Source organism: Pseudomonas sp. 31-12 (assembly GCF_003151075.1).
Lineage (GTDB): Bacteria > Pseudomonadota > Gammaproteobacteria > Pseudomonadales > Pseudomonadaceae > Aquipseudomonas.
Map to the genome: position 1 here is coordinate 6,625,879 of NZ_CP029482.1, position 23,734 is coordinate 6,649,612.

A 23,734-nucleotide genomic window follows, 5' to 3' on the forward strand; every position below is an offset into this window, starting at 1 on the left:
GGAGCTTGCTCCCGCTTGGGTGCGAAGCGCCCCCGTCTATCCCTGAAATGAAGGGGACTGCTACGCAGTCCAGCGGGAGCAAGCTCCCTCGCCACAGGTAGGTAGGAAACCAAAAAGGGCGACCCACATGGATCGCCCTTTTTTTGCCCAGCCGAATCTGCTTTATCGAACAGTCAGGATCGGACTACCCAACCGCTCCAGCAAGGTCGCCTGCGCACTGCGCGGGTTCTGGTTGCCGGTTGGCGTATTGCGGATGTAGCGACCGTCCGCCTGCAGGCTCCAGCTGTGAGTGTTATCGGTGAGATACAGTTCCAACTCTTTCTTGACCCGCATGATCAGCTTCTTGCCTTCCACCGGGAAGCAAGTCTCGACGCGCTTGTCGAGGTTGCGCTCCATCCAGTCGGCGCTGGACAGGAACATCTGCTCTTCGCCGCCATTGAGGAAGTAGAAGACCCGGGTGTGTTCCAGGAAGCGACCGATGATCGAGCGCACGTGAATATTGTGCGAGACCCCGGCGATGCCCGGCCGCAGGCAGCACATACCGCGCACCACCAGATCGATGCGCACGCCAGACTGGCTGGCCTTGTACAGCGCGCGGATGATCTTCGGATCGGTCAGCGAGTTGAATTTGGCGATGATGTGCGCCGGCTTGCCGTCGAGGGCGAACTGGGTTTCGCGGGCAATCATGTCGAGCATGCCCTTCTTCAACGTGAACGGCGCGTGCAGCAGCTTCTTCATGCGCAGGGTTTTACCCATGCCGATCAGTTGGCTGAACAGTTTGCCGACGTCTTCGCACAAGGCGTCGTCCGAGGTCAGCAAGCTGTAGTCGGTGTACAGGCGGGCGTTGGCCGCGTGGTAGTTGCCCGTGCCCAAATGCGCATAACGCACGATCTCGCCGGCCTCGCGACGCAGAATCAGCATCATCTTGGCGTGGGTCTTGAAGCCGACCACGCCGTAAATCACCACCGCACCGGCCGCTTGCAGACGGCTGGCCAGTTGCAGGTTGGACTCTTCATCGAACCGCGCGCGCAACTCGATTACCGCGGTAACCTCTTTGCCGTTACGCGCGGCATCGACCAGCGCATCGACGATTTCCGAGTTCGCGCCGGAGCGGTACAACGTCTGGCGGACCGCCAAGACATGCGGGTCCTTCGCGGCCTGGCGCAGCAGGTCGACGACCGGGGTAAACGACTCGAACGGGTGCAGCAGCAGGATGTCCTGCTTGCTGATCACGCTGAAGATGTTCTCGCTGTTCTGCAGCAGTTTCGGGATCTGCGGGGTGAACGGCATGTATTGCAGGGCGCGCTGACTGTCCAGGCCGGTAATGCTGAACAGGCGAGTCAGGTTGACCGGGCCGTTGACCTGATACAGCTCGGTCTCGTGCAGGTTGAACTGCTTGAGCAAGTAGTCGGACAGGTGTTTCGGGCACGTGTCGGCGACTTCCAGCCGCACCGCGTCACCGTAGCGACGGGAGAACAACTCGCCGCGCAACGCGCGGGCCAGGTCTTCCACGTCTTCGGTATCGACCGCGAGGTCGGCGTTCCGGGTCAGGCGGAACTGGTAGCAGCCCTTGACCTTCATGCCCTGGAACAAGTCATCGGCGTGCGCATGGATCATCGACGACAGGAACACATAGTTGTCGCCCGCGCCGCCCACTTCTTCCGGCAACTTGATGACGCGCGGCAAAAGGCGTGGCGCCGGGATGATCGCCAGACCGGAATCGCGACCGAAGGCGTCGATGCCTTCGAGTTCGACGATGAAGTTCAGGCTCTTGTTCACCAGCAACGGGAACGGGTGCGTCGGGTCGAGGCCGATCGGGGTGATGATCGGCGCGATCTCGTCGCGGAAATAGCGGCGCACCCAGGTTTTGATCTTGGTGGTCCAGTGACGCCGACGGATGAAGCGGACCTGATGTTTTTCCAGCTCCGGCAACAGAATGTCGTTGAGGATCGCGTACTGGCGGTCGACGTGACCGTGTACCAGTTCGCTGATGCGGGCCAGGGCCTGGTGCGGTTGCAGGCCATCGGCGCCGGCTTGTTCACGGGCGAAGGTGATCTGCTTTTTCAGGCCGGCCACGCGAATCTCGAAGAACTCGTCCAGGTTGCTGGAGAAGATCAGCAGAAACTTCAGCCGCTCCAGCAATGGATAGGACTCGTCCAGCGCCTGTTCCAGCACGCGGATGTTGAACTGCAGTTGCGATAGCTCGCGATGGATATACAGGCTGCTGTCATCCAGGCCGGGAATGGCAATCGCCGGCGCGGCGGTCACGGGTTCCGTGACCGCCGCGGGCGGAGCGGGCTCCAGCTCCGGCGGGGTCTCGGCGATTTGCTCGACCACCGGTTGAGCTTCTTTTACGGCAACTTCAGTGAGTCCTTCGGTATTCATGGAATGTTCCTGGGAGGGCTATTTCTGCTCTCGTAACAATTGAGCGGCACGCACGGCAAAGTAAGTCAGGATGCCATCAGCACCTGCACGTTTAAAAGCGGTCAGGGATTCAAGGATCACCCCTTCACTCAACCAGCCATTCTGGATGGCCGCCATGTGCATGGCGTATTCACCGCTGACCTGATACACAAAGGTCGGCACTTTAAATTCTTCTTTGACCCGGTAAAGGATGTCCAGATACGGCATGCCCGGCTTGACCATGACCATGTCCGCGCCTTCTGACAAGTCCGCCGCCACTTCGTGCAGGGCTTCGTTGCTGTTGGCCGGGTCCATCTGATAGGAGGCCTTGTTGGCCTTGCCCAGGTTCAGCGCCGAACCCACCGCATCGCGGAACGGGCCGTAATAAGCGCTGGCGTACTTGGCCGAGTAGGCCATGATCCGCACGTTGACGTGATCGGCCAGCTCGAGGGCTTCGCGGATGGCCTGGATGCGACCGTCCATCATGTCCGACGGGGCTACCACCTGAGCGCCGGCCTCTGCGTGGGACAGGGCCTGCTTGACCAGTGCGTCGACAGTAATGTCGTTCTGCACGTAGCCTTCTTCATCGAGGATGCCATCCTGACCGTGGGTGGTAAACGGGTCGAGCGCCACGTCGGTGATCACCCCCAGTTCCGGGAACTGCGCACGCAGTGCGCGGGTGGCGCGCTGGGCAATGCCGTTAGGGTTCCAGGCTTCGGCGGCGTCCAGGGACTTGAGCTCCGGTGGCGTCACCGGGAACAGCGCCAGCGCGGGAATCCCCAACTCGACCCACTTGGCCGCTTCTTCAAGCAACAGATCGATGGTCAGGCGCTCCACGCCCGGCATCGACGCCACCGCTTCGCGACGGTTTTCACCGTCCAGCACGAACACCGGCAGGATCAGGTCATCGACGGTCAGAAAGTTTTCACGGACCAGTCGACGCGAGAAATCATCACGGCGGTTGCGACGCAGGCGGGTTGCAGGAAACAAACGGTTGGCGGGGGTAAAGCTCACGGCAGACTCCTGAGCCCGCGCTGGGGGCGAGCGTGACAGTTATAAGCGGCCATTATGACCAACGTATGACAGTTATGTGCATCCCTGCGTCACGTAGCCGCATTCCATTGTCCTTGTAGGAATTGTTCACGTCGAGACACATTTGGACACTTTCATGAATGTGCACGAAGGCGTAGGCTGCGCGTTCATTTCGCCAGCATCCAGACAATGCTCCAACAATTTCTTCAGGAATTCGGCTACTTCGCCCTTTTTCTCGGCACGTTCTTCGAAGGCGAAACCATTCTGGTGCTCGCAGGCTTCCTCGCGTTCCGCGGATACATGGACATCAAGATCGTCACGATCGTGGCGTTCTGCGGCAGTTATGCCGGCGATCAGCTGTGGTATTTCCTCGGGCGCAAGCACGGCCGCAAATTGCTCGCGCGCAAACCACGCTGGCAAATGATGGGTGACCGGGCGCTGGAACATATCCGCAAACACCCGGACATCTGGGTGCTGAGTTTCCGTTTTGTCTATGGATTGCGCACGGTCATGCCGGTGGCGATCGGCCTGTCGGGCTATCCGCCGGGACGTTATTTGCTGCTGAACGGGATTGGTGCGGCGATCTGGGCGGCTGCACTGGCCGCTGCGGCGTATCACTTCGGCGCGGTGCTCGAGGGCATGCTGGGCAGCGTCAAGAAGTACGAGCTATGGGTGCTCGGCGCCCTGCTGGTACTGGGCCTGGGTCTGTGGCTGCGTCGGCGCTTCAAGAATGCTCGCCTGGCGAAGAAGATCTACGCCGACGAGCAAGCCGAGCTGGCCAAGGCTGCCGAGACTAAGACGCCAATCGAGTGAAGCGGTCCCTGCAACAGTAGAGACCGATGCCGCTGAGCAGGCTGTAGCTGAGCAGGCCGATCCAGCCCACCGCGCTGGCCGGCCACAGCCCGACCACCGGCGCCAGCCACACCAGCGGCACATTCGATGCCAGCCGCAACAGCTCCAGCTTCAATGCCTGCGGGCGATTCTCCAGGGCCATGCCCAGCGTAAACAAGCCCAATGCCACCGCGCCCCAGCCCAACACCAGTGCGGCGGTCGGCAAACGCGGCTCAAGGTTCATCAAGTAGCTGCCCAGCGCAATGTAGACGCAGAACTGCAGCGCCACATACAGCTGCTGACGCCCGTCCAGCGGCACCTCGAATTTGCGGAACTGGCTCAGGTCCGGTTTGTTCATCGGGTACTTGGCCGCCACATCCGCCGGCCGCCACCCGGTGCGCATGAACCAGATCCGCAGCTTGTCCCATTTGCTTTCCGCCCGCCGCGCGTCATCCCAGAGCTGCGCGTAAAACTGCACGTTCGCCCACAACGGATTCCAGCTCGCCAGCGGCGTGGTCACGCCGAAAATCACCGGCTCGTTGTCGTCTTCTTCCTGGAACGAGCCGAATAGACGGTCCCAAATAATGAACACCCCGCCGTAGTTGCGATCCATGTAGAGAGCGTTCTGTGCATGGTGAGCCCGATGATTGGACGGTGTGACGAAGAACCACTCGAACCAGCCGAGCTTGGGAATGTGCCGGGTATGCACCCAGAATTGATACAGCAGGTTCAGCGCGGCGACGCTGATGAACACCAGCAGCGGCACGCCGAGCACCGCCATCGGCAGGTAGAAAATCCAGCTCAACAGGAAGCCGGTACTGGTCTGACGCAGGGCCGTGGAGAGGTTGTAGTCCTCGCTCTGGTGGTGCACCGAATGCGCGGCCCAGAGGATGTTGCGCTCGTGGCCCATGCGGTGCAGCCAGTAGTAGCAGAAGTCATAGAGGACGAAAGCAAACACCCAGACCCAAACGCTGTCGGCCGACAGTTCGAACAGCGCCAGATGCTTGAGGGCAAACGCATAGGTCACCAGGCCGACGCCTTTGGTCAACAGGCCCGTGGTGGTCGACAACACACCGGTGCTGATGCTGTTGATCGCGTCCGCCACCCGATAATTGCTCACCCCGCGCCAACGGTCCGCCAGCAGCTCGACGGCAATCAGCACAAAGAAAAACGGCACCGCATACAGAATGAAGTCCATTGACGCGCCCTGATCGGAATCTTGAGGACAGATGCTAGGTGTAGCCGCGAATTAACCCTATGGCAACGAGTGACAAATTAGTGGACATTTAACGCCATGAATCTGGAGAAAAACCCATGAGCAAAAAAATTGCAGTGATCCTTTCCGGCTGTGGCGTGTACGACGGCGCCGAGATCCACGAAAGTGTGATTACCTTGCTGCGCCTGGACCAGCGCGGCGCCGAGGTGCAGTGCTTTGCCCCCAATATCTCGCAATTGCATGTGATCAATCACCTGACCGGCGACGAAATGCCCGAGTCGCGCAATGTGCTGGTGGAATCGGCGCGGATCGCCCGGGGCGACATCAAGGATATTCGTGAGGCTAGCGTCGAAGACTTCGACGCGCTGATCGTGCCCGGTGGTTTCGGCGCGGCCAAGAACTTGTCGAACTTCGCTATCGAAGGCGCTGGCTGCACCGTTCAACCGGACGTACTGGCGCTGACCGAAGCGTTTGCCGAAGCGGGCAAACCGGTGGGGTTGATCTGCATTTCGCCAGCGCTGGCGGCGAAAATCTATGGCCCGGGCGTGACCTGCACCATCGGCAACGACGCCGATACCGCTGCCGCCATGAACAAGATGGGCGCCACCCACCAGGAATGCGCGGTGAGCGATATCGTCGAAGACAAGGCGCGCAAACTGGTATGCACCCCGGCTTACATGCTGGCGCAGAGCATCAGTGAGGCCGCATCGGGTATCAACAAACTGGTCGACCGCGTGCTCGAACTGACCCACGAAAATGATGTGTAACACGAACTAATGTGGGAGCGGCCTTGCTCGCGAATGCGGTGTATCAGTCGACATCAATGCTGAATGACACACCGCATTCGCGAGCAAGCCCGCTCCCACATTTGTTTTGGGTAAGGCTCAGGCCTTGCGGGTCAGCCGCGTGAGTATCCGGTCCAGCGCATTCGCAAACGCCTGCTTCTCGCGCTCACCAAACGGCGCCGGCCCGCCGCTCATCTGGCCCTGTTCACGCAGATCGGTGAACAGGTTACGCACCGCCAGCCGATCGCCCATATTCTGCGCATCGAACTCCTCGCCCCGTGGATCCAGCGCGGCAACGCCCTTTTTCACCAGCCGGTCGGCCAGCGGCACATCGCTGCAAATCACCAGCTCACCCGGCACCGCGTGTTCCACCAGGTAATCATCGGCGGCATCCGGACCGCTGGGCACCACGATCAGCTTCACCAGGGCCAGCCCCGGTTTGATCTGCGGCTGTCCCGCCACCAGCACCACTTCGTACTGGCGCTTGAGGGCGAACTTCACCACCAGATCCTTGGCCGCCCGTGGGCAAGCGTCGGCATCGATCCAGACACGCATTGTGTTTTCCTCTGTTAAAAAGCATCGCGGGCAAACCCGCTCCCACAAGGTTAACGCTAAACCTGTGGGAGCGGGCTTGCCCGCGATATGAGCGCAGTGAATGCTCTTAAGAAACCTGCACCCGCCGCTTCTCCGCCATCCAGCTACGGCCATACAACACAATGATCGCAATGATCGCCACCGCCTGAGCACTCAGCGAATACGCATCCGCGTGAATCCCCAGCCAGTCGAAGTCAAAGAACGGCACCGGCCGTGTGCCGAAGATCCCGGCTTCCTGCAACGCCTTCACACCATGCCCGGCGAACACCACCGACAACGCGCACAGCAGACCGGCGTTGATGCTGAAGAACAACGACAGCGGCAGTTTCTGTGAGCCGCGCAGGATCACCCACGCCAGCCCGATCAGCAGCACCAGCGCCGTCGCACCACCGGCCAACACCGCGTTATGCCCCGCAGGACCTGCCTGCAGCCATAGGGTCTCGTAGAACAGAATCACTTCAAACAGCTCGCGATACACCGAGAAAAACGCCAGCGTCGCAAAGCCGAAGCGTCCCCCGCCGCCCACCAGGCTGCTCTTGATGTAATCCTGCCACGCCGCCGCATGGCGACGGTCGTGCATCCACACGCCGAGCCAAAGCACCATCACGGCGGCGAACAACGCCGTCGCGCCTTCCAGCAATTCACGTTGCGAACCGCTGACATCAATCACGTACGCAGCCAACGCCCAGGTTGCCAGACCGGCCAACAGCGCCAGCCCCCAACCGACGTTGACGCTGCGCACCGCCGACTGCTGGCCGGTGTTACGCAGGAACGCCAGGATCGCCGCCAGCACCAGAATCGCTTCCAGGCCTTCGCGCAGCAGAATCAGCAATCCGGAGATGTAACTCAAGGACCAGCTCAAGCCATCGCTGCCCAGCAGCCCGGCGGACTCCTTCAACTTGGCCTTGGCCGCGTCCAGACGCTCCTGAGCCTGGGCCACCGGCAAACCGTCCTGCAACGACTGACGGTAAGCCATCAGGGATTTTTCGGTGTCCTTGCGCACGTTGGCGTCGACGTTGTCCAGCGAGCTCTCGACCAGTTCGAAGCCTTCCAGATAGGCCGCTACCGACAAGTCATAGGCTTGATCGTGATCGCCGGCACGGTAGGCCAAGAGGCTTTTGTCCAGGGTGGCAGCGGTGTAGTCAAGCAACTGCGCCGGGCCACGCTTGACCTGCGGCGGCTGTGCACGTTGCGCACGGAACATCGCGGCGGCTTGTGGGCCGTCGGCGGCCTGCACTTCGGCCGGCGTCTGACGAGCGAGATCGGCGATGTTGTAGGTTTTTTCGGATGTGGCTGCGGCCGGGTCGGCACTGAAGCTGGCGATGTAAGTCGCCAGGTCCCAACGCTGACGATCGTCCAGCTGATCGGCGAAGGCCGGCATGTCCGTGCCTTCGACACCCAGGCCCAAGGTGCTGTAGATCGCGTAGAGGCTCAGGTGATCCACGCGCGCCATATCACGCAGATTGGCCGGCGGCGGCGTCAGACCGACACCCGCCGGGCCGTCGCCAGCTCCCGTTTCGCCATGGCAGACCGAGCAATGCTGGGCGTACAACGGCGCACCACGGGTCGGGTCCGGGGTAATGATCGGCGCCTGACTGACTTCATAAGTCACGGCCAGTTTCGCACCGAGTTGTCGAGCCTGACGGGCCACATCCGCGCCGTCCTGACGGGCATCGATTGCATTGCGCAACGTGCTGACGCCCTGCTCCAGCCCGGCTTTTTCAGGTTTGGCCGGCATCGCGGCGATCAAGCCTTGCAAGACCTTGATGAATTCCAGTTGCTCGCGGTATTCGGACTCGTCGACGACCTTGCCCGCTTGCACCGTCTGCGGGTAATCCGCACCGATGTAATCGAGCAAATGCAGGGCTTGCGGCGCGCCTTCCACGGTGGAAGCCAGCAGATTGAAACTGCACAAGGCAAACAGCGGCAACACCAGCCAGGCCAGGAAACGGGACGGGGCAGTCATGAATGAATCTCAATTGGAAATACGAAGTAACACATTGTTCACTTCCAGTGAGATTCACTCAAGCTTTGTCTGCGACGGCCGCTGGAGTACAGGAACAAAGTGCCATCATCCAAGTCTATAAATTGCCGCCTCATGGCGGCTTATTTTCAAGGAAGACACACAGCAAATGGCCACCCGCCTGCGCTTCATATTTGTACTCAGTGCCTGTTTGCTACTGAGCGGCTGTCCCACGATGCGTGACTACAACGCGGAACTGGGCGAAACACTCGAGTATTTCAAGGCCGGGCAGCTCGACGGTGCGGTTGCCGTACTCGACCGCAACAATCCCATTCCCCCGGGCGACTTGCTTTACCACTTCGAAAAAGGCGAATTGCTGCGCCTCACCGGCAATCTCACCGACAGTTATCAACAGTGGGACTACGCCGACCGACTGATCGAAGGGTGGGACAATTCGCCCCTGTTCGTCCCTTTCAAAACATTCACCGAGTTCAACAGTTACAGCGCCAACGACAAGGTGCGGTTATACGCTGGCTACGATTTCGAGAGAGTCGCCCTGACCACGCAAATGGCCCTGATGCTGCTCTCCGGTTCTGAAACGGAACTGGCGCGCGTCATGATCAAGAAAACCCACGAGCGCGAAGCAACCATTGCCGACAAGCGTGACAAGCAATACCTGGAACTGGAAAACCAGGCGAAGGAAGAAGGGGCCGCGATGAAATTCCAGGACCTTCAGGGCTACCCGGTAGCGACCCTCGACGCCCCCGAAGTGATCGCGCTGAAGAACAGCTACCAGAGTGCGTTCAGCCATTACCTCGCCGGTTTCATTTATGAATCGCTGAACGAGAAAGACCTCGCCGCACCGGGCTATCGCCAGGCCATTGAACTGCGCCCCAATACGCCGCTGCTCGAACAAGCTTTGCGCAACCTGGCCAAATCCCCACTGAAGTCGGGCGAGGTCGACGTTTTGCTGATCGTGCAAACCGGCCTGGCGCCCGCGCGCAGCTCGGTGCGCGTGCCAATTTCGGTGGATGTCGAAGGTGAAACCTACATCACCAACATGTCGCTCCCGATCCTTGTCCCCGACACCTCCACGCCACCGGTGGACTTCGTCATGGTGGACGGCAAAAAACACAAACTGACGTTGCTCAACAGCTTTGGCGATATGTCGCGGCGCACCTTGCGTGATGACATGCCGGGCATCATCCAGCGCACGCTCCATCGCGCCCGGTCCAATGTCGAGTACCTGGCCTATCTGAAAAAGCACAGACCCGAGAAACTTGAGGAAACGCTCCTGCAGCAGACGCAACGCGAAGACGCCGATACCCGCGGCTGGCGTACGTTGCCGGACAAGACGCTGATTGCCCGCCTGCGGCTCAAGAAAGGCCAGCACCAACTGACGCTGCCCAACGCACCGGACGCAGCACCGGTCAGGTTCAAGGTGGATCAGACCCACCAGGCCTTCAGCCTGCGCGCCGTGGGTGACCGCCGGTTCGCCGCCGATGTCGCCCTGCAGCTCGACACCCTTCCCGCACCGCAGGCTGCCATCAGCCCTGCCCAACCCTGAACGGAGATTTTCATGGGATTGAAATGCTTCGCCGTTGTCGCACTGGCCCTGTTGGCCGGTTGCGCCACCCCGCCACCGCCGCCGGAACCGGGCAGTGCCGCGAGCAAAGTCATGGCCACCGGACCGATCGAAAACGTGGCCATCGGCCCGATGCGCATGGCCAGGGAAAACGGTTTCCTGACGGTCAACACGCAGTTGAGCAACATCGACACCCGTAACCGAACGCTCTATTACCGCTATCTTTGGCTGGGGGCAGAAGGTTTTCCGGTGACCGAAGCCGACACCTGGAAAAGCCTGACTCTGTATGCCGAGCAAACGAGTTTTCTGCCGGCCATCGCCCCCGTGCCCCAAGCCGTGGATTTCCGCCTGGAGATCAATACACCGTGAACCGCCCACCTGAGACTTTGCCCATGTTTGTACGCGTTTCGTTCCTTGCCCTGGCCGTGCTGCTGATCGGTGGCTGCGCCGAAAACCGCTCGCCGGTATTGGGCAGCGGCAATATCAGCTATGGCGACCCGAAAGCCGTGGAATTGATCACCAACGAATTCGGCTCGACCGACCTGCAAATGATCGCGGAAAGCATGACCCGCTCCCTCGCCCAGTCCGGCGTCCTGAAAGGCCGCCCGGTGGTTCAGGTGTACGACGTGATGAACAAGACCAGCGAATACATCGATACCCGGGAGATCACCACGTCGATCAAAACCCAGCTGATGCGTTCCGGCACCGCGCGCTTTGCCAGCGACAACACGGACCTGCAGAGTCAGGTCGACCATCTGAAATTGCAAAACCAGAGCGGTCTGTACAAAAAGAGCACAGTGGCCAAAACCGGCAACATGATCGCCGCTCGCTATCGCCTGGAAGGCTCGATCAGCTCCATCGTCAAGCGCAGCAACGATTACAAGGACGTCTTCTACAAATTCAGCCTGCAGTTGGTCGATGTCGAAAGCGGGCTGGCCGAGTGGATGGACGAGAAAGAAATCCGCAAGACCACGGAGCGCTAAGCAATGCGTGCATGGATTGGCATTTTGACCCTGGCCTGCGCCGTTGGCGTACAGGCGGCCCCGAAAATCGCTGTCACCGACCTTGCCTACGCGGCCAGCGTGGATCAATACGTCCACGTGATCGCGGCCCGGGACAATCATCAGCAGGACTATTACGGCGCCAGTGGCTCGTCCAGTTATGACGAGTACACCACGCAGAACAGCTACCTGGAGCAGACCGAAATCCGCCGCTTCAGTGGTGACATCAAAGGTCAGATGCTCAAGACCGGAATGTTCCAGCTGATCCAGGGCACGCCCTACACCGCCAGCGCCAAAAGCGATGTGTACGACGTGATCAAACGCATCAAGGCTGGCCACTTCAAAGGCGCCGACTACGTGCTGTTCGGCACGCTGTCGGACATCGACTTCACCCAGGACATGAATGAGCTGGCCAATACCGACAGCTATTCGGCGGTGCTGGCACTGACCCTGGTGGCGGATTTCAGCCTGATCAACACCAGGACCTACGAGATCACCTCGGCGTTCACGGCCATGGGCGAAGCCCAGGACACCAAAGTGGTGAATGATCGGGATATCCACGTCTCGCTGAACCGGCCACGGGTGGTGCGGGACGTGTCGAGGTCGTTGGGCGAAGATGTGGCGCGTCAGTTGAGCGAACAGCTGGGGGATGGCAGTTATGTGCCGTCAGGACAACCGCAGCCGCGCAACGACCTGCCGCCGGATACTGCGCCGGTCATCCTGCGCTAAGCCTGAAGCCGATCACCCTGTGGCGAGGGAGCTTGCTCCTTTTGCTCGAGTGCGCAGCGCTCGCACTATTGGGGCCGCTGCGCAGCCCAGCGCGAGCAAGCTCGCTCGCCACAATGGATCGGGTCTCCCTTGAGAGGTTTACACCGCGGCTTTGCGCAGGGTCGCCATAAACGCAGCCGCACCAATGAACAGCCCGGCAAACGTGCGGTTCATGCGTTTTTGCTGCTTGGGCGTGCGCAACAGGCGCAGCACCTTCGACGCCAACCCGGTGTAGCCGGCCATGACGATCAGGTCGACACAGACCATGGTCACGCCAATGATCAAGTATTGGGCCAGCAGCGGCGCGTGTGGATCAATAAACTGCGGCAACACCGCCAGCATGAACACCAGCGCCTTGGGATTGCTGATGTTGACCAGGAATCCACGGAACACCAACGCCAGCGGCTTGCCAATCTGACGCACGGCCGCGTCATCGCTCATGTCGCTGGGCAGTGCGCGCCATTGCTTGATCGCGAGGTAAACCAGGTACGCCACGCCGAACCACTTGATCGCGTAGAAAGCCGTGGCCGATGCCGTGAGAATCGCGCCCACGCCGGCGCCAACAATCGCGATCTGCAATGCCAGGCCCAATTGCAGGCCCAGGGCGTTCCAGTAACCGCGCAAGAAACCGTATTGCAGTCCACTGGACATCGACGCAATGGCGCCGGCACCGGGAGACAGGCTGATTACCCAGCAGGCGGCAAAAAACGCCAGCCATGTTTGAAGCTCCATTGCACACCTCGACTCAGACTCGTGACAGACATCTAAGCTAATGCGGCTTTGGGCGGATGACTACCGATTTTTTGTCGGACAGAGCGACTGCCGACCAGCGTTTTATGACTTGAAGGCCCCTTCGCGAGCAAGCCCGCTACCACATTAAACCGAGTCTCTAAACAAAAACGCGGTCAACTGTGGGAGCGGGCTTGCTCGCGAAGGCGGACGGTCAGGCAACAGCAGGCTTACTTTTCAATCCCGCTCAACGGAAACACATCCGTGCCGCGCCAGCGCCGAACCGAGCGCTGGAAGAACAGGCTGTTGGGCACTTGCACCATGGCGCTACCCGTCCCAAGTTCTTCCGCTTCAATCAGCGTGGTGTAAAGCAGATTGATCGCCACCACCCGACCTTTGACGCCGGGCTTGTCGGTGGTGTCCACCAGTTCCACGACGTCACCGATGCGGAACGGGCCGACGGTGAAGATCAGGATCGCGCAGAGCAGGTTTGAGAGCACGCTCCACATGGCGAAGAACGCCACCGCCGCCACCGCCACAAACCCGGACAACGCGGTCCAGAGCACGGTGGCCGAGACGCCGAGGCGCTCCAGCACGAAAATCAGCGCACTGCCCATGATCAGCCAGCGCAAACCACCGCGCAGCGGCATCAGCAGCTGCGGTGGAAACGGGTAGCGTTCACCCAGGCGAGTCAGGCATTTAGCGACGAAGCGTTGGGCGATGTAACCGGCCAACAGAATCAGCAGGATTTGCGCAGCGAACCAGATCGGCTCGCCCCACCCCGCCGGCAGCTTGAAAGCTTCCATCAGGACAACGCCTCCAGCTCCGCCTGCATGCTTTCGAGCAATTCCAGAGCTTCCATCCAGGCTTCTTCGAGCTCGGCTTCACGCACCTTCAGCTTGGCCTGTTCAGCCAGCAAATCACGCAAATCGTTCTTGCGCGCCGGTTCGTAGATGTCGCTGTCGCCGAGGCTGGTATCAATCTTCGCCAGTTTCTCGTGCAGCTTGCCCAACTCGGCTTCGAGCTTGTCAGCCTCACGCTTGTGCGGTGCCAGTTGCTGACGCAACGCAGCAGCAGCCTGGCGCTGGGCCTTCTTGTCGGTCTTGTCCGGGTTGACCGGGGTGTTGCTGACCGGGGCGTTGCGCTGACGGTAGTCGACCAGCCAACGAGCATAGTCTTCGAGGTCGCCGTCGAACTCCTCGACCTTGCCGTCCGCCACCAGATAGAAATTGTCGGTGGTGCTTTTGAGCAAATGACGATCGTGGGAGACCACCAGCACTGCGCCACTGAATTCCTGCAGGGCCATGGTCAGCGCGAGGCGCATTTCCAGGTCCAGGTGGTTGGTCGGTTCGTCGAGCAACAACAGGTTCGGCCGGTCCCAGGCAATCAATGCCAGGGCCAGGCGGGCCTTTTCGCCACCGGAGAAATTCAGCACCGGCTCATCGATGCGCGCTCCACGGAAGTCGAAACCGCCAAGGAAATCACGCAGGGTCTGCTCGCGCTCGGTCGGTGCCAGGCGCTGCAAATGCAGCAACGGGCTGGCCTTGGAATCGAGAGAGTCCAGCTGATGCTGGGCGAAGTAGCCCACGACCGTGTTCTCGCCACGGGTCAGGCGACCGGCCAGCGGCGACAGTTCACCGGCGAGGTTTTTGATCAGGGTCGATTTACCGGCGCCGTTCGGGCCGAGCAAACCGATCCGTGCGCCGGGGGTCAGTTGCAGCTTGACCTTCTCCAGCACGGCTTTGTCGCCATAACCCAGGCGAGCATCCGACAGATCAATCAACGGGCTGGAGATTTTCTGCGATTCGCGGAAGACGAAGTCGAACGGCGAATCGACGTGGGCGGCGGACAGTTCCTCCATCCGCTCCAGCGCCTTGATCCGGCTCTGGGCCTGACGGGCCTTGGTGGCCTGGGCCTTGAAACGGGCGATGTAGCTTTCCATGTGCGCACGTTGCGCCTGCTGCTTCTCGTAGGCTTGCTGTTGCTGGGCCAGGCGTTCGGCACGGGCGCGTTCGAAGGCGCTATAACCACCGCGGTACAGAGTGATCTTGCGCTGGTCAACGTGGGCGACGTGATCGACCACGGCGTCGAGGAAGTCCCGGTCGTGGGAAATCAGCAGCAAGGTGCCCGGATAGCTTTTCAGCCAATCTTCGAGCCAGATGATGGCGTCGAGGTCCAAGTGGTTGGTCGGTTCGTCGAGCAGCAACAGGTCCGAGGGGCACATCAAAGCCTGCGCCAGGTTCAGACGCATCCTCCAGCCACCAGAGAAATCTCCTACCGGACGATCCATCTGCTCGTTGGTGAACCCAAGGCCGGCCAGCAGCTTGCGGGCACGAGCGTCGGCGGTGTACCCGTCGGCGCTGTCGAGTTCCGAGTGCAGGCGGGCCTGAGCCGCGCCGTCATGGGAGGCTTCAGCCGCGGCGAGGTCGCGTTGCACCTCACGCAGGCGCAGGTCACCATCGAGCACGTAGTCGACCGCCAGGCGTTCGAGGGTCTCGATTTCCTGGCGCATGTGGGCGATGCGCCAGTCAGCCGGCAGGAAGCAGTCACCCGAGTCCGGGTGCAGTTCGCCCCGGATCAAGGCGAACAGGCTCGATTTGCCGGCGCCGTTGGCACCGATGAGGCCGGCTTTGTGGCCGGCGTGCAGGGTCAGCTCAGCGTCTTCTAGCAGACGTTGAGGGCCACGCTGTAAAGTCAGGTTCTGAAGTCGAATCATAATGGCGGCGGAGTCTACCAGCTTCGCTCGCAACTGGCGCGAGTAGCACTATGTCCTCTGACCTGTGGAGCTTTTCCCTTACCACCTACGCGCGTCCCGGCGTTGAAGACGCCTGCCTGCAATTGCAGTCGGCAGGCGTGAATGTGTGCCTGCTGCTCTGTGGGTTATGGCTGGGAGACCGAGGCGTCGCCTGCAACGAGCAACGATTGCAGCTGCTTCGCGACGTGGCCGAGCCCTGGGATGCCGATGTCGTGCGACCACTGCGAGCATTGCGTATGCAATGGAAAGCCGTCGCGAAAAAGGACGCCGAGCTGAATACGTTGCGCGAACAAGTGAAGACCCTGGAGCTGGAAGCCGAGCGGCATCTGTTGTTGCGGCTGGAGCGATCGGCACAGAGTTGGCCGCAGTATGAGGTGACCGATCTAACGGTCTGGCTGGAAGGTGTGACGGCGGGCGCCGTCCACCTGGACCGCGACGCGCTGCATCAGCTGCGCGTCGCGGCAACCGGCACTTAGGAAGCGCTGGTTGGGGTGGTGCTCGACGGTGCGGCTGGCGTTGGCGCAGACGATGGGGTCGAGGTGGAGGCTGCTGGAGCAGGCGAAGCCGATGCAGCTGGCGACGGCGTTGGAGTCGCTGGTTTGGCAACGGGTGCAGTCGCTGGCTTGGCAGTAGCGGCCGGTTTTTTCACGGCGGGCTTGGCAGCAGGTTTTGCTGCTGGCTTCGCGGCAGCTGGTTTGGCAGCGGCAGGTTTGGCTGCTGGTTTCGCTGCAGCAGGTTTGGCAGCGGCAGCGGGTTTCGCGGCAGCCGTTTTGGCAGCAGGTTTCGCCGCAGCTTTTGCAGCTGGTTTAGCAGCCGGTTTTGCAGCTGGCTTGCCTGCAGTAGTTTTAGCAACGGCAGGTTTTGCTGCCGGCTTGGCAGCAGGTTTTGCAGCGGCCGTTTTAGCGGCTGGTTTTACTGCCGATTTTGCAGCTGGTTTTGCCGCTGCGGTTTTCGCCACGGCTGGTTTCGCAGCAGCGGTTTTTGCAGCAGGTTTAGCGGCAGCTGTTCTTGCAGCCACTGGCTTGGCGGCAGGCTTGGCAGCCGTCGTTTTAGCCGCCGGTTTTGCAGCGCTGGCAGCAACCGGTTTTTTCGTCGCAGGTTTTGCGGCAGCTTTCACTGGAGCCTTGGCAGCAGGCTTGGCCGGTGCTTTTGCAGCAGCCGGTTTAGCGGCGGCTTTCTTGGCAGGGGCGGCAGCAGGCTTGGCCGAACGCAGGGACAACGCCTTGCCGACAGCCTCTTGTACACGACCGACACCCTGGGCCAGTTTCAGGCTTTCTTGAGCGTCGCGCTTGAGTTGCAGAATGTAGCCGCGCGTTTCGGATTGACGATCCTTGAGGGCATCGAGCAAGTCCTCAAGTTCTTTCACTGCACCTTTTGCTTTGGTTTGTGCCTTGGCTTTACCGGCTGCGGCAGCATCCTGCAATTTGGTACGGGATTTGTGCAATTTTTCCTGCGCTTTCCCGCGCTGTTTTTCCAGTTTGGCGAGCAGTTTTTCAGCATCAGCCAAGGCTTGCGAACAAGCGTTTTCCAAATGCTCGAGCAGGCTGCCCGAGAGTTGTTGGAGTAAGTGCAACGGGGTATTTACAGGCTTCTTGGTGGCCGACATGGTTTACCTCCTGGCTGACGTGGGTGCGGCTCATACTAGACCTCTGCTGACACCGCCGCTAGGGCATGTTGACAGTATCGAAAGCGCTGCGTTGCAACAGATTGAAATTCTTCTGCGCTGGCGCAAAACCAGTTCACCTTCGAGCGCATCCACACTGGCATAATCCACCGCATCTCAGATCGGAGTGTGCCCATGTCGCGCTACTTTTTTTTATCGTTGTGTGTGTGTTTTTCCGTGGTCCAGGCCGCCGAAAAAACCACCCCAAATGAGGCTCACGATCTTGCTTACAGCCTGGGTGCAAGCCTGGGTGAGCGCTTGCGCCAAGAGGTGCCGGACCTGCAACTCCAGGCTTTGCTCGAAGGTTTGCAACAAGCCTATCAAGGCAAGCCACTGGCTCTGAAAGACGAGCAGATCGAACAGATTCTGGCCGAGCACGAAGCCCAGGTCGCCGAGCAACCCGCCCTCGAGCAAAGTGAAGTCGCGCTGGAAAAAGAGCAGCGTTTTCTCACCGAGGAAAAAGCCAAACCGGGTGTACGTGAATTGGCGGATGGGATTTTGCTGACCGAGTTGGCGCCGGGTACGGGTGTCAAGGCTGGCCCTAATGGCAAGGTCGAAGTTTTATATGTCGGACGCCTTCCCGACGGCACCGTGTTCGATCAGAACAGCAAGCCGCAGTGGTTCAGTCTGGATAGCGTGATCAGCGGCTGGCGCAGCGCATTGCAAAACATGCCGGTCGGTGCGAAATGGCGACTGGTGATTCCGTCGTCTCAAGCCTATGGCGCGGACGGTGCCGGCGACCTGATCGCTCCGTTTACGCCGCTGGTGTTCGAAGTCGAATTGCGCGGTGCCACAAGCTGAAAACCGAGAACGAAAAACGGCGCGCAAAGCGCACCGTTTTTTAGTCTTGCCAGAGGGGTTCAGGCTTGAACCGAATCCTCTTCCTTGTGAGCCGTGTGCAGCACTTCGATCAGGCAATCTTCCAGCTCGAAGCGTTCGTGTAACAGCCCGCCCAGCTCCTTGAATTTCTCCGCGACACACTTGCCTGCATCACACAGGTCGTTGAACGCCAGCAGCTTCTCGGTGATGACGTCGATGCGCGGGTAGATCGTCTCGGCCAGTTCCAGCCCGCGTTTGTCACCAAACGCCTTGGCTTCGCCGGTCAGCTGTTCGTAGATCTCGAAGTGCCCGGCAGACACGTAATCGACCAGCACGCCGCAGAATTCCTGCAAAGGTTTTCGGTTTTCGCTCAAAGCCTCTGGCTTGGCACCGAGAACATCATAGGTCCGAATCAGCTCTTCGCGCTCCTGCAACCAGCGATCGATCAGCAGATGCACTCCACCCCAACGTTCCTGAGCATTCTGACAACTTTCGAGCATGGTGATCTCTCTTCCCTTGTGGGTCATGCTGCCCTACACCTGTCGCAGACTTGAAAATCAAGAATCGGCCAGGCAGAGCGTCATCGAGCAACATAATTCCAATGACACGTGCGGGCCAGATTATGCCCGCGCGACAATGGCTTCAAGGTACGCAGGAGATAAAGTTCATACAAGTGTTTAATCACCCGTCAGCCCCCGGTGCGACGACACGCCGCTGAGCGGTCGTTCGCAGGCCAGCCAGACAACGCGAAGCAGCTGATAAACCCCCAGAATCGTCAACGCCACGAAAAGCAGCAGACTCCATTCCGGAAGGCTCAGGTCGAACAGCGTCCAGGAAATTTCGGCGCAGTCTTCGTCCCCTTTGAACATCCGGGTCACCCGGCATAACCAAGGCAGGTTCTCGTACAAAGCCTCCGGCTGGGTTAAGCAAGTCGATAGCTGATGCGCCGGGTCGCTTTGCAGCAAGACCTGCCGCCACGCCGTGACCATACCCGCGAGACTGCATGACAGACCGAGCAGCCAATAAAGAAAAGTCCCGAAGCGGCCAGGACCATACACCGAAGCCATCAGGCAGACTCCGGTAAACAACACCAGGCAGGCTCGCTGCAAAAGGCATAACCCGCATGGCTTGAGGCCGATTGCATATTCCAGGTAATAGGAAACGCCCAAGGCCAGAGCACCTGCAATAAAAGCCATGAAAAACAAGGAGCGTGAGCAGGCCAAAAACATGGCTTATCCGTAACAGTAGAGACAGGCGGTTACGGTAGAGGAAAGCGCGCCAGCCTTTCAAGGCAGGCCAGCACGGACACTTCACCAGAAGTGTAGGGAATTCCCGACAGCGTCGAGAGGACTTGATGTAGTCCGCTGTAGGATAAAGCCGATCAGGGACTACAAAGATAAACATTCAACGAAATTCGAGCGGCCGGATCGCGCCCAATAACGACTCCCGCCCCTGTAGCAGCAGGCTGCTACAGGGGGAACGCGTCAGGCGTAAACGGGCGCTGGGAGTGGTGCCGCCAGCAGACGCTCGTCCAGCAGGCCCAGACCTTCCTGGAACAACTGATTGCTACGCTCTGTGTCGCCAAGCTGCGCGAGCAACCGAGCCAATTCTGCACAGGCTTCCGGGTTGCGCTGCACCCGCAAACTGCTTTCCAGATAGTCCCGCGCCTTGCCCCACAGACTGCTTTGCAGGCACAGACGGCCCAGTGTCAGCAAAAGACTCGGGTCGGCCGGATGATCCTTGAGCCAACCCTCGGCCGTTTGCAGCTGACGAGCCGGATCACTACCGCGCACCAATCCGTAGAGACGTGCCAGATGACTGTCGTACTTGCGCTTGAGCGCCGTGCGCAGCACTTCTTCCGCTTCGACCTGTGCACCCAGTTGCCGCAACTGCTCGGCGTAGGCCAGCACCAACTGAGGCTCCTGGCGCTGAGCCGAGGTGAGTTGCTGCCAGGCGCGATTGAGCGATTGCAAACCGACCGTGCCATCCGCCTCCTGATGCGCCGCCAGGGAAAGGTTTTCACCCCACGCCCGGCGTTCCAGATCGGCCAGCTCGGCGGGCGGCAAGACTTTATCCTTGCGCAGCTCCGGCAGCAGGCGAATCACGGCCGACCAGTCGCCGCGCTGCTGATGCAGGCGTTGCAACTGGCGTAAGGTCTGGACGTTATGAGGATGGCGCTCGTGCATGGCTTGCAGCGTCACCAGAGCCCCTTCCGTGTCGCCACGGTCGTTCTGCAACTGGGCGTGACTCAAGGCAATCGCCAACTCGGCCTGGGGCTGGCGCTCGAGGGCGCGCTCCAGCAAGTTGTCGCATTCCTCGTAGTGACCTTGTTCATTCGCGGCGCGCGCAGCACCGAGGTAGTAGAGCAGCGGCTGGCGTTCGGCTTCGGCAGCGCGATGCAGATGACGTTGTGCACTGGCCCAGCGACCTTCCGCCAGGTCCAGCTGACCGTGCTCGATAGCCACTTGCACCCGCCGGCTGCGATTACGTCGTGACCATGGATTGACCACGCCACTGGAGGTCGTCACCAGCTCGACCAACGCCTTGATGCCCCAGAACACCAGCCAGAGCACCGCGACCAACGCCAGGGTGGCCCACAGGCTCGCTTCATAACGGAAGGTCTTGTAGGCGATCAGCACGTAACCGGAATGCTCGGCAATCGCCAGGCCCAGTGCGGCGGCCGCGGCGATGACCAGAAACACGATCACATAGAGGCGTTTCATGGCGTGGCCTCCTGCACAGTGTTCGCGGCCGGTTTTGCCATCGGCTTGATCGAGTCTTCGGCGTTGACGTTACGCCGCTCCAGATACCCCTGAACCGCACTCAGTGTGCCGGTCAGGTCCGGCGTGACCACCGTCACCGGCTGCTTGCTCAACTCGCCCACCTGCTCAAGCATGACCTTGCTCTGAGGGTTGTCCGGGTTGAAGTTGCCCGTCAGGACATCCCGCGCCTCCGCCAGCGCCTGGGTGTAGACCGCGGCCTGACCATTGAGCGCAGCCCATTGCGCTTGCTCCAAAGCGAGGCTCAGGGCCAGACGCACTTGGCTCAAACTCTGCCCGGCCAGCAATGGACGAACATTCTTGTCGGCGTTGAAGTCGATGCGGATGTAGCGCGAAATCTGGTCCCACCACTGCGCCCAACGGCTGGCGCCGTCACCGTCGGCCGTCAGGCCCAACAGCGATTCGCCGCGATCCTTGTACTCGGGGGCCAGCTCGGTGAGGTTGATGACCTGATCGCGCAAGGCGCCCAGTCGCAGGAACAACCCGGTGCGATCCGGCTGTTCAGTGCTACGCAGCGCCACCAGGGTTTTGGCTACTTGCTCGCGAGCGGCAAAAGAGCCTGGATCGTTCTGTTCGCGCAGAATCTCATCGGCACCCTGCACCAGGGCCTGGGCGCTGCTGATGTCCTGCAACGCAGAAAGGCGTAGGCTGGCCAGGCGCAACAAGTGCTCGGCTTCGGCCAGGCGCCAGTCCTTGCGGCTTGCGCCGAGGACGGTTTCCAGACGCTGATTCAAGCGTTGCTGATCGCCTTGCAACTGCGTCACCAAACGGCTGCGAGCGTCCAGTTCTTCTGCCGCAGGCATCTGTTCAAGGCGTGCGCTCAGGCGCTGCTCGTTAAGCTTCAGACTTTGCGCCTGATCATTCAACGCCTGGACCTGACTCAACTGCTGCTGGTTGTTGGCTTGCAGGTGACGCACCTGCCAGACACCCCAACCGCCTACGGCAACACCGGCGGCGCCCAGCAGCAGCGCGACGATTGCCAGCCCGTTACCTCTGCGCTGCACTTCAGCAGCGGGTGGAGTTTCAACTGGCGCTTCAAGCGCCGGCAGCACGTCTTCTTTTGGCAAGGCTGTTTCGCTCACGTATCCATCCTTTGCATTAGAGAACGGGTTCGGGATGCTCCCGTAACGCCGTCAGCAAAGCCGCGGCACTGGCGCCACGACAATCCACAACTGTTTGGGCCCCGGCGGCACGTGCCAGCTCGGCGACCCTGGGGCTTGGAACAAACAACGGCAACTGCGCAAGAGCAGGCCAGGCATCGCCCGCCAATTGGCGCAGGTGCTCAAAACCCTGTCCACTGCTGACCACCAGCCCGTTCAAGCGTTCCGCTTCGATCCGGTCAGGCAGCACCGTCGACGAGTAATGAGGCAGGCCGCGACGGTATAACTCCAGATACTCGACACTAGCACCAAGCTCACGCAAACGCTCAGCCAGCAACTCGCGCCCGCCCTCCCCGCGCAGGATCAGCACCCGCGGATCGGATCGGGTAACCGCCTCGCGCAACGAAGGAAGTTCAAGCAAGGCTTCGCTGTCATCACCCTCAGCGGGGAAACTCACATTCAGACCGTTATCCGAGAGGATCTGTGCAGTCGCCGCACCCACACTGAACCAGCGTGGTGACGGTAACTGTGGCCAATACTGATTGAGCAGGTCAACGCCGATTCTGGCGGCCGGTTTACTGACCACGATCACCGCACAGTAACGATCCAGTCTCTGAATCACCTCGCGCATTGTGTCAGAAACTGGAATCGGCTCGATCTCCAGAAGCGGCAAGCTGCTGCTGAAAATCCCCGCTTGCGACAAAACGCCGCTCAACGCCGCCGACTCATCCGCAGGGCGTGTCAGCAGCAGGCGCCAGCCTGTCACTCGTGACCTGCCTCGCCATAGACCGCCTTGAGAATGTCGTCGGCGCCCTGGCTCAGCAGGTCTTCAGCCACTTGCACGCCCAAGGCTTCTGCATCGCCCCGTGGCGCGCGGGCCTCGGCGCTGAGCAGCAGGCCGCCGCTCGGATCGCCTACCAGACCGCGCAACCAGATCTGCTCGCCTTCAAGCACGGCGTAGCAGGCGATCGGCACTTGGCAGCCGCCATTCAGGTGTTTATTGAGGGAACGTTCGGCGGTCACGCGGGTGGCGGTGTCCTGGTGATGCAACGGCGCCAGCAACGCGTGAATTTCGCTGTCAACGCTGCGGCATTCGATGCCGACCGCGCCTTGGCCACCGGCCGGCAGGCTGTCGTCGACACTGATTGCCGAGGTGATGCGATCTTCGAAACCCAAACGAATCAGGCCGGCGGCCGCGAGGATGATGGCGTCGTATTCGCCGGCATCAAGCTTGGCCAACCGCGTGTTGACGTTGCCGCGCAGAAAGCGGATTTCGAGGTCCGGGCGGCGGGTCAACAACTGAGCCTGACGGCGCAGGCTGGACGTGCCGACGATACTGCCTTGCGGCAACTCATCAAGACTGGTGTAAGTATTGGAAACGAACGCATCGCGCGGGTCTTCGCGCTCGCAGATGCAAAACAGACCGAGGCCTTCGGGGAAATCCATCGGCACGTCTTTCATCGAGTGCACGGCGATGTCGGCTTCGTTTTCCAGCAGCGCGGTTTCGAGTTCCTTGACGAACAGGCCCTTGCCACCGATTTTCGACAGGGGCGAGTCGAGCAGCTTGTCGCCACGACTGACCATGGGCACCAGCGTCACGAGCAGACCCGGATGGGCCTGTTCCAGACGGGTCTTGACGTATTCGGCCTGCCACAGGGCGAGAGCACTTTTGCGGGTGGCGATGCGGATTTCGCGAGAGGACATGGATCA

At 60.6% G+C, this 23,734-nt stretch carries 23 protein-coding genes; 8 read left to right on the forward strand and 15 right to left on the reverse strand.

What is annotated here, in order from left to right:
* Positions 1-162 precede the first annotated feature (162 nt).
* Complete coding sequence (gene ppk1, locus DJ564_RS31395; RefSeq protein ID WP_109635781.1) at positions 163-2,385, reverse strand: polyphosphate kinase 1; 2,223 nt, start codon at positions 2,383-2,385, stop codon at positions 163-165.
* 18 nt (positions 2,386-2,403) lie between these two features.
* On the reverse strand, positions 2,404-3,417 hold the full coding sequence (gene hemB, locus DJ564_RS31400) for a porphobilinogen synthase (protein ID WP_109635783.1): 1,014 nt from the start codon (positions 3,415-3,417) through the stop codon (positions 2,404-2,406).
* Between the two features lie 207 nt (positions 3,418-3,624).
* Between hemB and DJ564_RS31405 the strand changes: the two genes are divergently transcribed.
* Positions 3,625-4,248 (forward strand): DedA family protein, encoded by a 624-nt coding sequence (locus DJ564_RS31405; protein ID WP_109635785.1) that lies wholly within the window; start codon positions 3,625-3,627, stop codon positions 4,246-4,248.
* Here the strand turns inward: DJ564_RS31405 and DJ564_RS31410 are convergent.
* Entirely contained in the window at positions 4,229-5,464 is a 1,236-nt protein-coding gene (locus DJ564_RS31410; RefSeq protein WP_109635786.1) for a sterol desaturase family protein, read from the reverse strand. The two genes, DJ564_RS31405 and DJ564_RS31410, sit on opposite strands and share 20 nt — an antisense overlap.
* Before the next feature lie 116 nt (positions 5,465-5,580).
* On the opposite strand from DJ564_RS31410, the gene elbB reads away from it, so the two are divergent.
* A complete protein-coding gene (elbB, locus tag DJ564_RS31415; protein ID WP_109635787.1) occupies positions 5,581-6,249 on the forward strand; it encodes an isoprenoid biosynthesis glyoxalase ElbB in 669 nt (222 codons plus the stop codon).
* A 117-nt stretch (positions 6,250-6,366) separates the two neighbouring features.
* Here elbB and DJ564_RS31420 read toward each other — a convergent pair whose 3' ends face one another.
* Both DJ564_RS31420 and DJ564_RS31425 read right to left on the reverse strand, forming a co-directional pair.
* The gene (locus DJ564_RS31420) at positions 6,367-6,822 is read right to left on the reverse strand and encodes a YaiI/YqxD family protein (protein ID WP_109635789.1); all 456 of its coding nucleotides are present in this window, start codon (positions 6,820-6,822) and stop codon (positions 6,367-6,369) included.
* 106 nt (positions 6,823-6,928) lie between these two features.
* Positions 6,929-8,827: a cytochrome c/FTR1 family iron permease gene (locus DJ564_RS31425; protein ID WP_109635791.1), complete on the reverse strand. Its 1,899-nt coding sequence runs from the start codon at positions 8,825-8,827 to the stop codon at positions 6,929-6,931.
* A gap of 166 nt (positions 8,828-8,993) precedes the next feature.
* Here DJ564_RS31425 and DJ564_RS31430 point away from each other — a divergent pair, with 166 nt between their 5' ends.
* Genes DJ564_RS31430 through DJ564_RS31445 form a run of 4 tightly spaced genes read left to right on the forward strand, consistent with a single transcriptional unit; the run spans position 8,994 to position 12,139 of the window.
* Complete coding sequence (locus tag DJ564_RS31430) at positions 8,994-10,391, forward strand: COG3014 family protein (RefSeq protein ID WP_109635793.1); 1,398 nt, start codon at positions 8,994-8,996, stop codon at positions 10,389-10,391.
* Positions 10,392-10,403: 12 nt separating this feature from the next.
* Positions 10,404-10,778 carry a YcfL family protein gene (locus tag DJ564_RS31435; RefSeq protein ID WP_109635794.1) on the forward strand — a complete coding sequence of 125 codons (375 nt, stop codon included), beginning with the start codon at positions 10,404-10,406 and terminating at the stop codon, positions 10,776-10,778.
* A gap of 23 nt (positions 10,779-10,801) precedes the next feature.
* Complete coding sequence (gene lpoB, locus DJ564_RS31440; RefSeq protein WP_109635796.1) at positions 10,802-11,392, forward strand: penicillin-binding protein activator LpoB; 591 nt, start codon at positions 10,802-10,804, stop codon at positions 11,390-11,392.
* 3 nt (positions 11,393-11,395) lie between these two features.
* Positions 11,396-12,139, forward strand: coding sequence for a penicillin-binding protein activator LpoB (locus DJ564_RS31445; protein WP_109635797.1), 744 nt, complete (start codon positions 11,396-11,398; stop codon positions 12,137-12,139).
* Positions 12,140-12,277: 138 nt separating this feature from the next.
* On the opposite strand, the gene rhtB is transcribed toward DJ564_RS31445, so the two are convergent.
* The 3 genes from rhtB to DJ564_RS31460 all read right to left on the reverse strand — a co-directional run bounded on the left by rhtB (position 12,278) and on the right by DJ564_RS31460 (position 15,623).
* Positions 12,278-12,910 (reverse strand): homoserine/homoserine lactone efflux protein, encoded by a 633-nt coding sequence (gene rhtB, locus DJ564_RS31450; protein ID WP_109635799.1) that lies wholly within the window; start codon positions 12,908-12,910, stop codon positions 12,278-12,280.
* Positions 12,911-13,137: 227 nt separating this feature from the next.
* Complete coding sequence (locus DJ564_RS31455; RefSeq protein ID WP_109635800.1) at positions 13,138-13,713, reverse strand: mechanosensitive ion channel family protein; 576 nt, start codon at positions 13,711-13,713, stop codon at positions 13,138-13,140.
* Positions 13,713-15,623 (reverse strand): ATP-binding cassette domain-containing protein, encoded by a 1,911-nt coding sequence (locus DJ564_RS31460; protein WP_109635802.1) that lies wholly within the window; start codon positions 15,621-15,623, stop codon positions 13,713-13,715. Before DJ564_RS31460 ends, DJ564_RS31455 begins: the two co-directional genes overlap by 1 nt.
* A 50-nt stretch (positions 15,624-15,673) precedes the next feature.
* On the opposite strand from DJ564_RS31460, the gene DJ564_RS31465 reads away from it, so the two are divergent.
* Positions 15,674-16,138: a TIGR02444 family protein gene (locus DJ564_RS31465; RefSeq protein ID WP_109635804.1), complete on the forward strand. Its 465-nt coding sequence runs from the start codon at positions 15,674-15,676 to the stop codon at positions 16,136-16,138.
* Here the strand turns inward: DJ564_RS31465 and DJ564_RS31470 are convergent.
* Positions 16,135-17,268 carry an AlgP family protein gene (locus DJ564_RS31470; protein WP_109635805.1) on the reverse strand — a complete coding sequence of 378 codons (1,134 nt, stop codon included), beginning with the start codon at positions 17,266-17,268 and terminating at the stop codon, positions 16,135-16,137. The genes DJ564_RS31465 and DJ564_RS31470 overlap by 4 nt on opposite strands.
* Before the next feature lie 192 nt (positions 17,269-17,460).
* On the opposite strand from DJ564_RS31470, the gene DJ564_RS31475 reads away from it, so the two are divergent.
* Positions 17,461-18,126 carry an FKBP-type peptidyl-prolyl cis-trans isomerase gene (locus tag DJ564_RS31475; protein ID WP_109635807.1) on the forward strand — a complete coding sequence of 222 codons (666 nt, stop codon included), beginning with the start codon at positions 17,461-17,463 and terminating at the stop codon, positions 18,124-18,126.
* Positions 18,127-18,185: 59 nt separating this feature from the next.
* Here DJ564_RS31475 and rsd read toward each other — a convergent pair whose 3' ends face one another.
* The 6 genes from rsd to hemC form a co-directional block, all read right to left on the reverse strand.
* The gene (gene rsd / locus DJ564_RS31480; protein WP_109635809.1) at positions 18,186-18,644 is read right to left on the reverse strand and encodes a sigma D regulator; all 459 of its coding nucleotides are present in this window, start codon (positions 18,642-18,644) and stop codon (positions 18,186-18,188) included.
* 177 nt (positions 18,645-18,821) lie between these two features.
* Positions 18,822-19,373 carry a disulfide bond formation protein B gene (locus DJ564_RS31485; RefSeq protein WP_109635810.1) on the reverse strand — a complete coding sequence of 184 codons (552 nt, stop codon included), beginning with the start codon at positions 19,371-19,373 and terminating at the stop codon, positions 18,822-18,824.
* A 255-nt stretch (positions 19,374-19,628) separates the two neighbouring features.
* A complete protein-coding gene (locus tag DJ564_RS31490; RefSeq protein ID WP_109635812.1) occupies positions 19,629-20,867 on the reverse strand; it encodes a heme biosynthesis protein HemY in 1,239 nt (412 codons plus the stop codon).
* Positions 20,864-22,006: a uroporphyrinogen-III C-methyltransferase gene (locus tag DJ564_RS31495; protein ID WP_109635813.1), complete on the reverse strand. Its 1,143-nt coding sequence runs from the start codon at positions 22,004-22,006 to the stop codon at positions 20,864-20,866. The genes DJ564_RS31490 and DJ564_RS31495 overlap by 4 nt, the downstream gene beginning before the upstream one ends.
* A 16-nt stretch (positions 22,007-22,022) precedes the next feature.
* The gene (locus DJ564_RS31500) at positions 22,023-22,790 is read right to left on the reverse strand and encodes a uroporphyrinogen-III synthase (protein ID WP_109635815.1); all 768 of its coding nucleotides are present in this window, start codon (positions 22,788-22,790) and stop codon (positions 22,023-22,025) included.
* Entirely contained in the window at positions 22,787-23,728 is a 942-nt protein-coding gene (gene hemC, locus DJ564_RS31505; RefSeq protein WP_109635816.1) for a hydroxymethylbilane synthase, read from the reverse strand. The genes DJ564_RS31500 and hemC overlap by 4 nt, the downstream gene beginning before the upstream one ends.
* Positions 23,729-23,734: the final 6 nt, after the last annotated feature.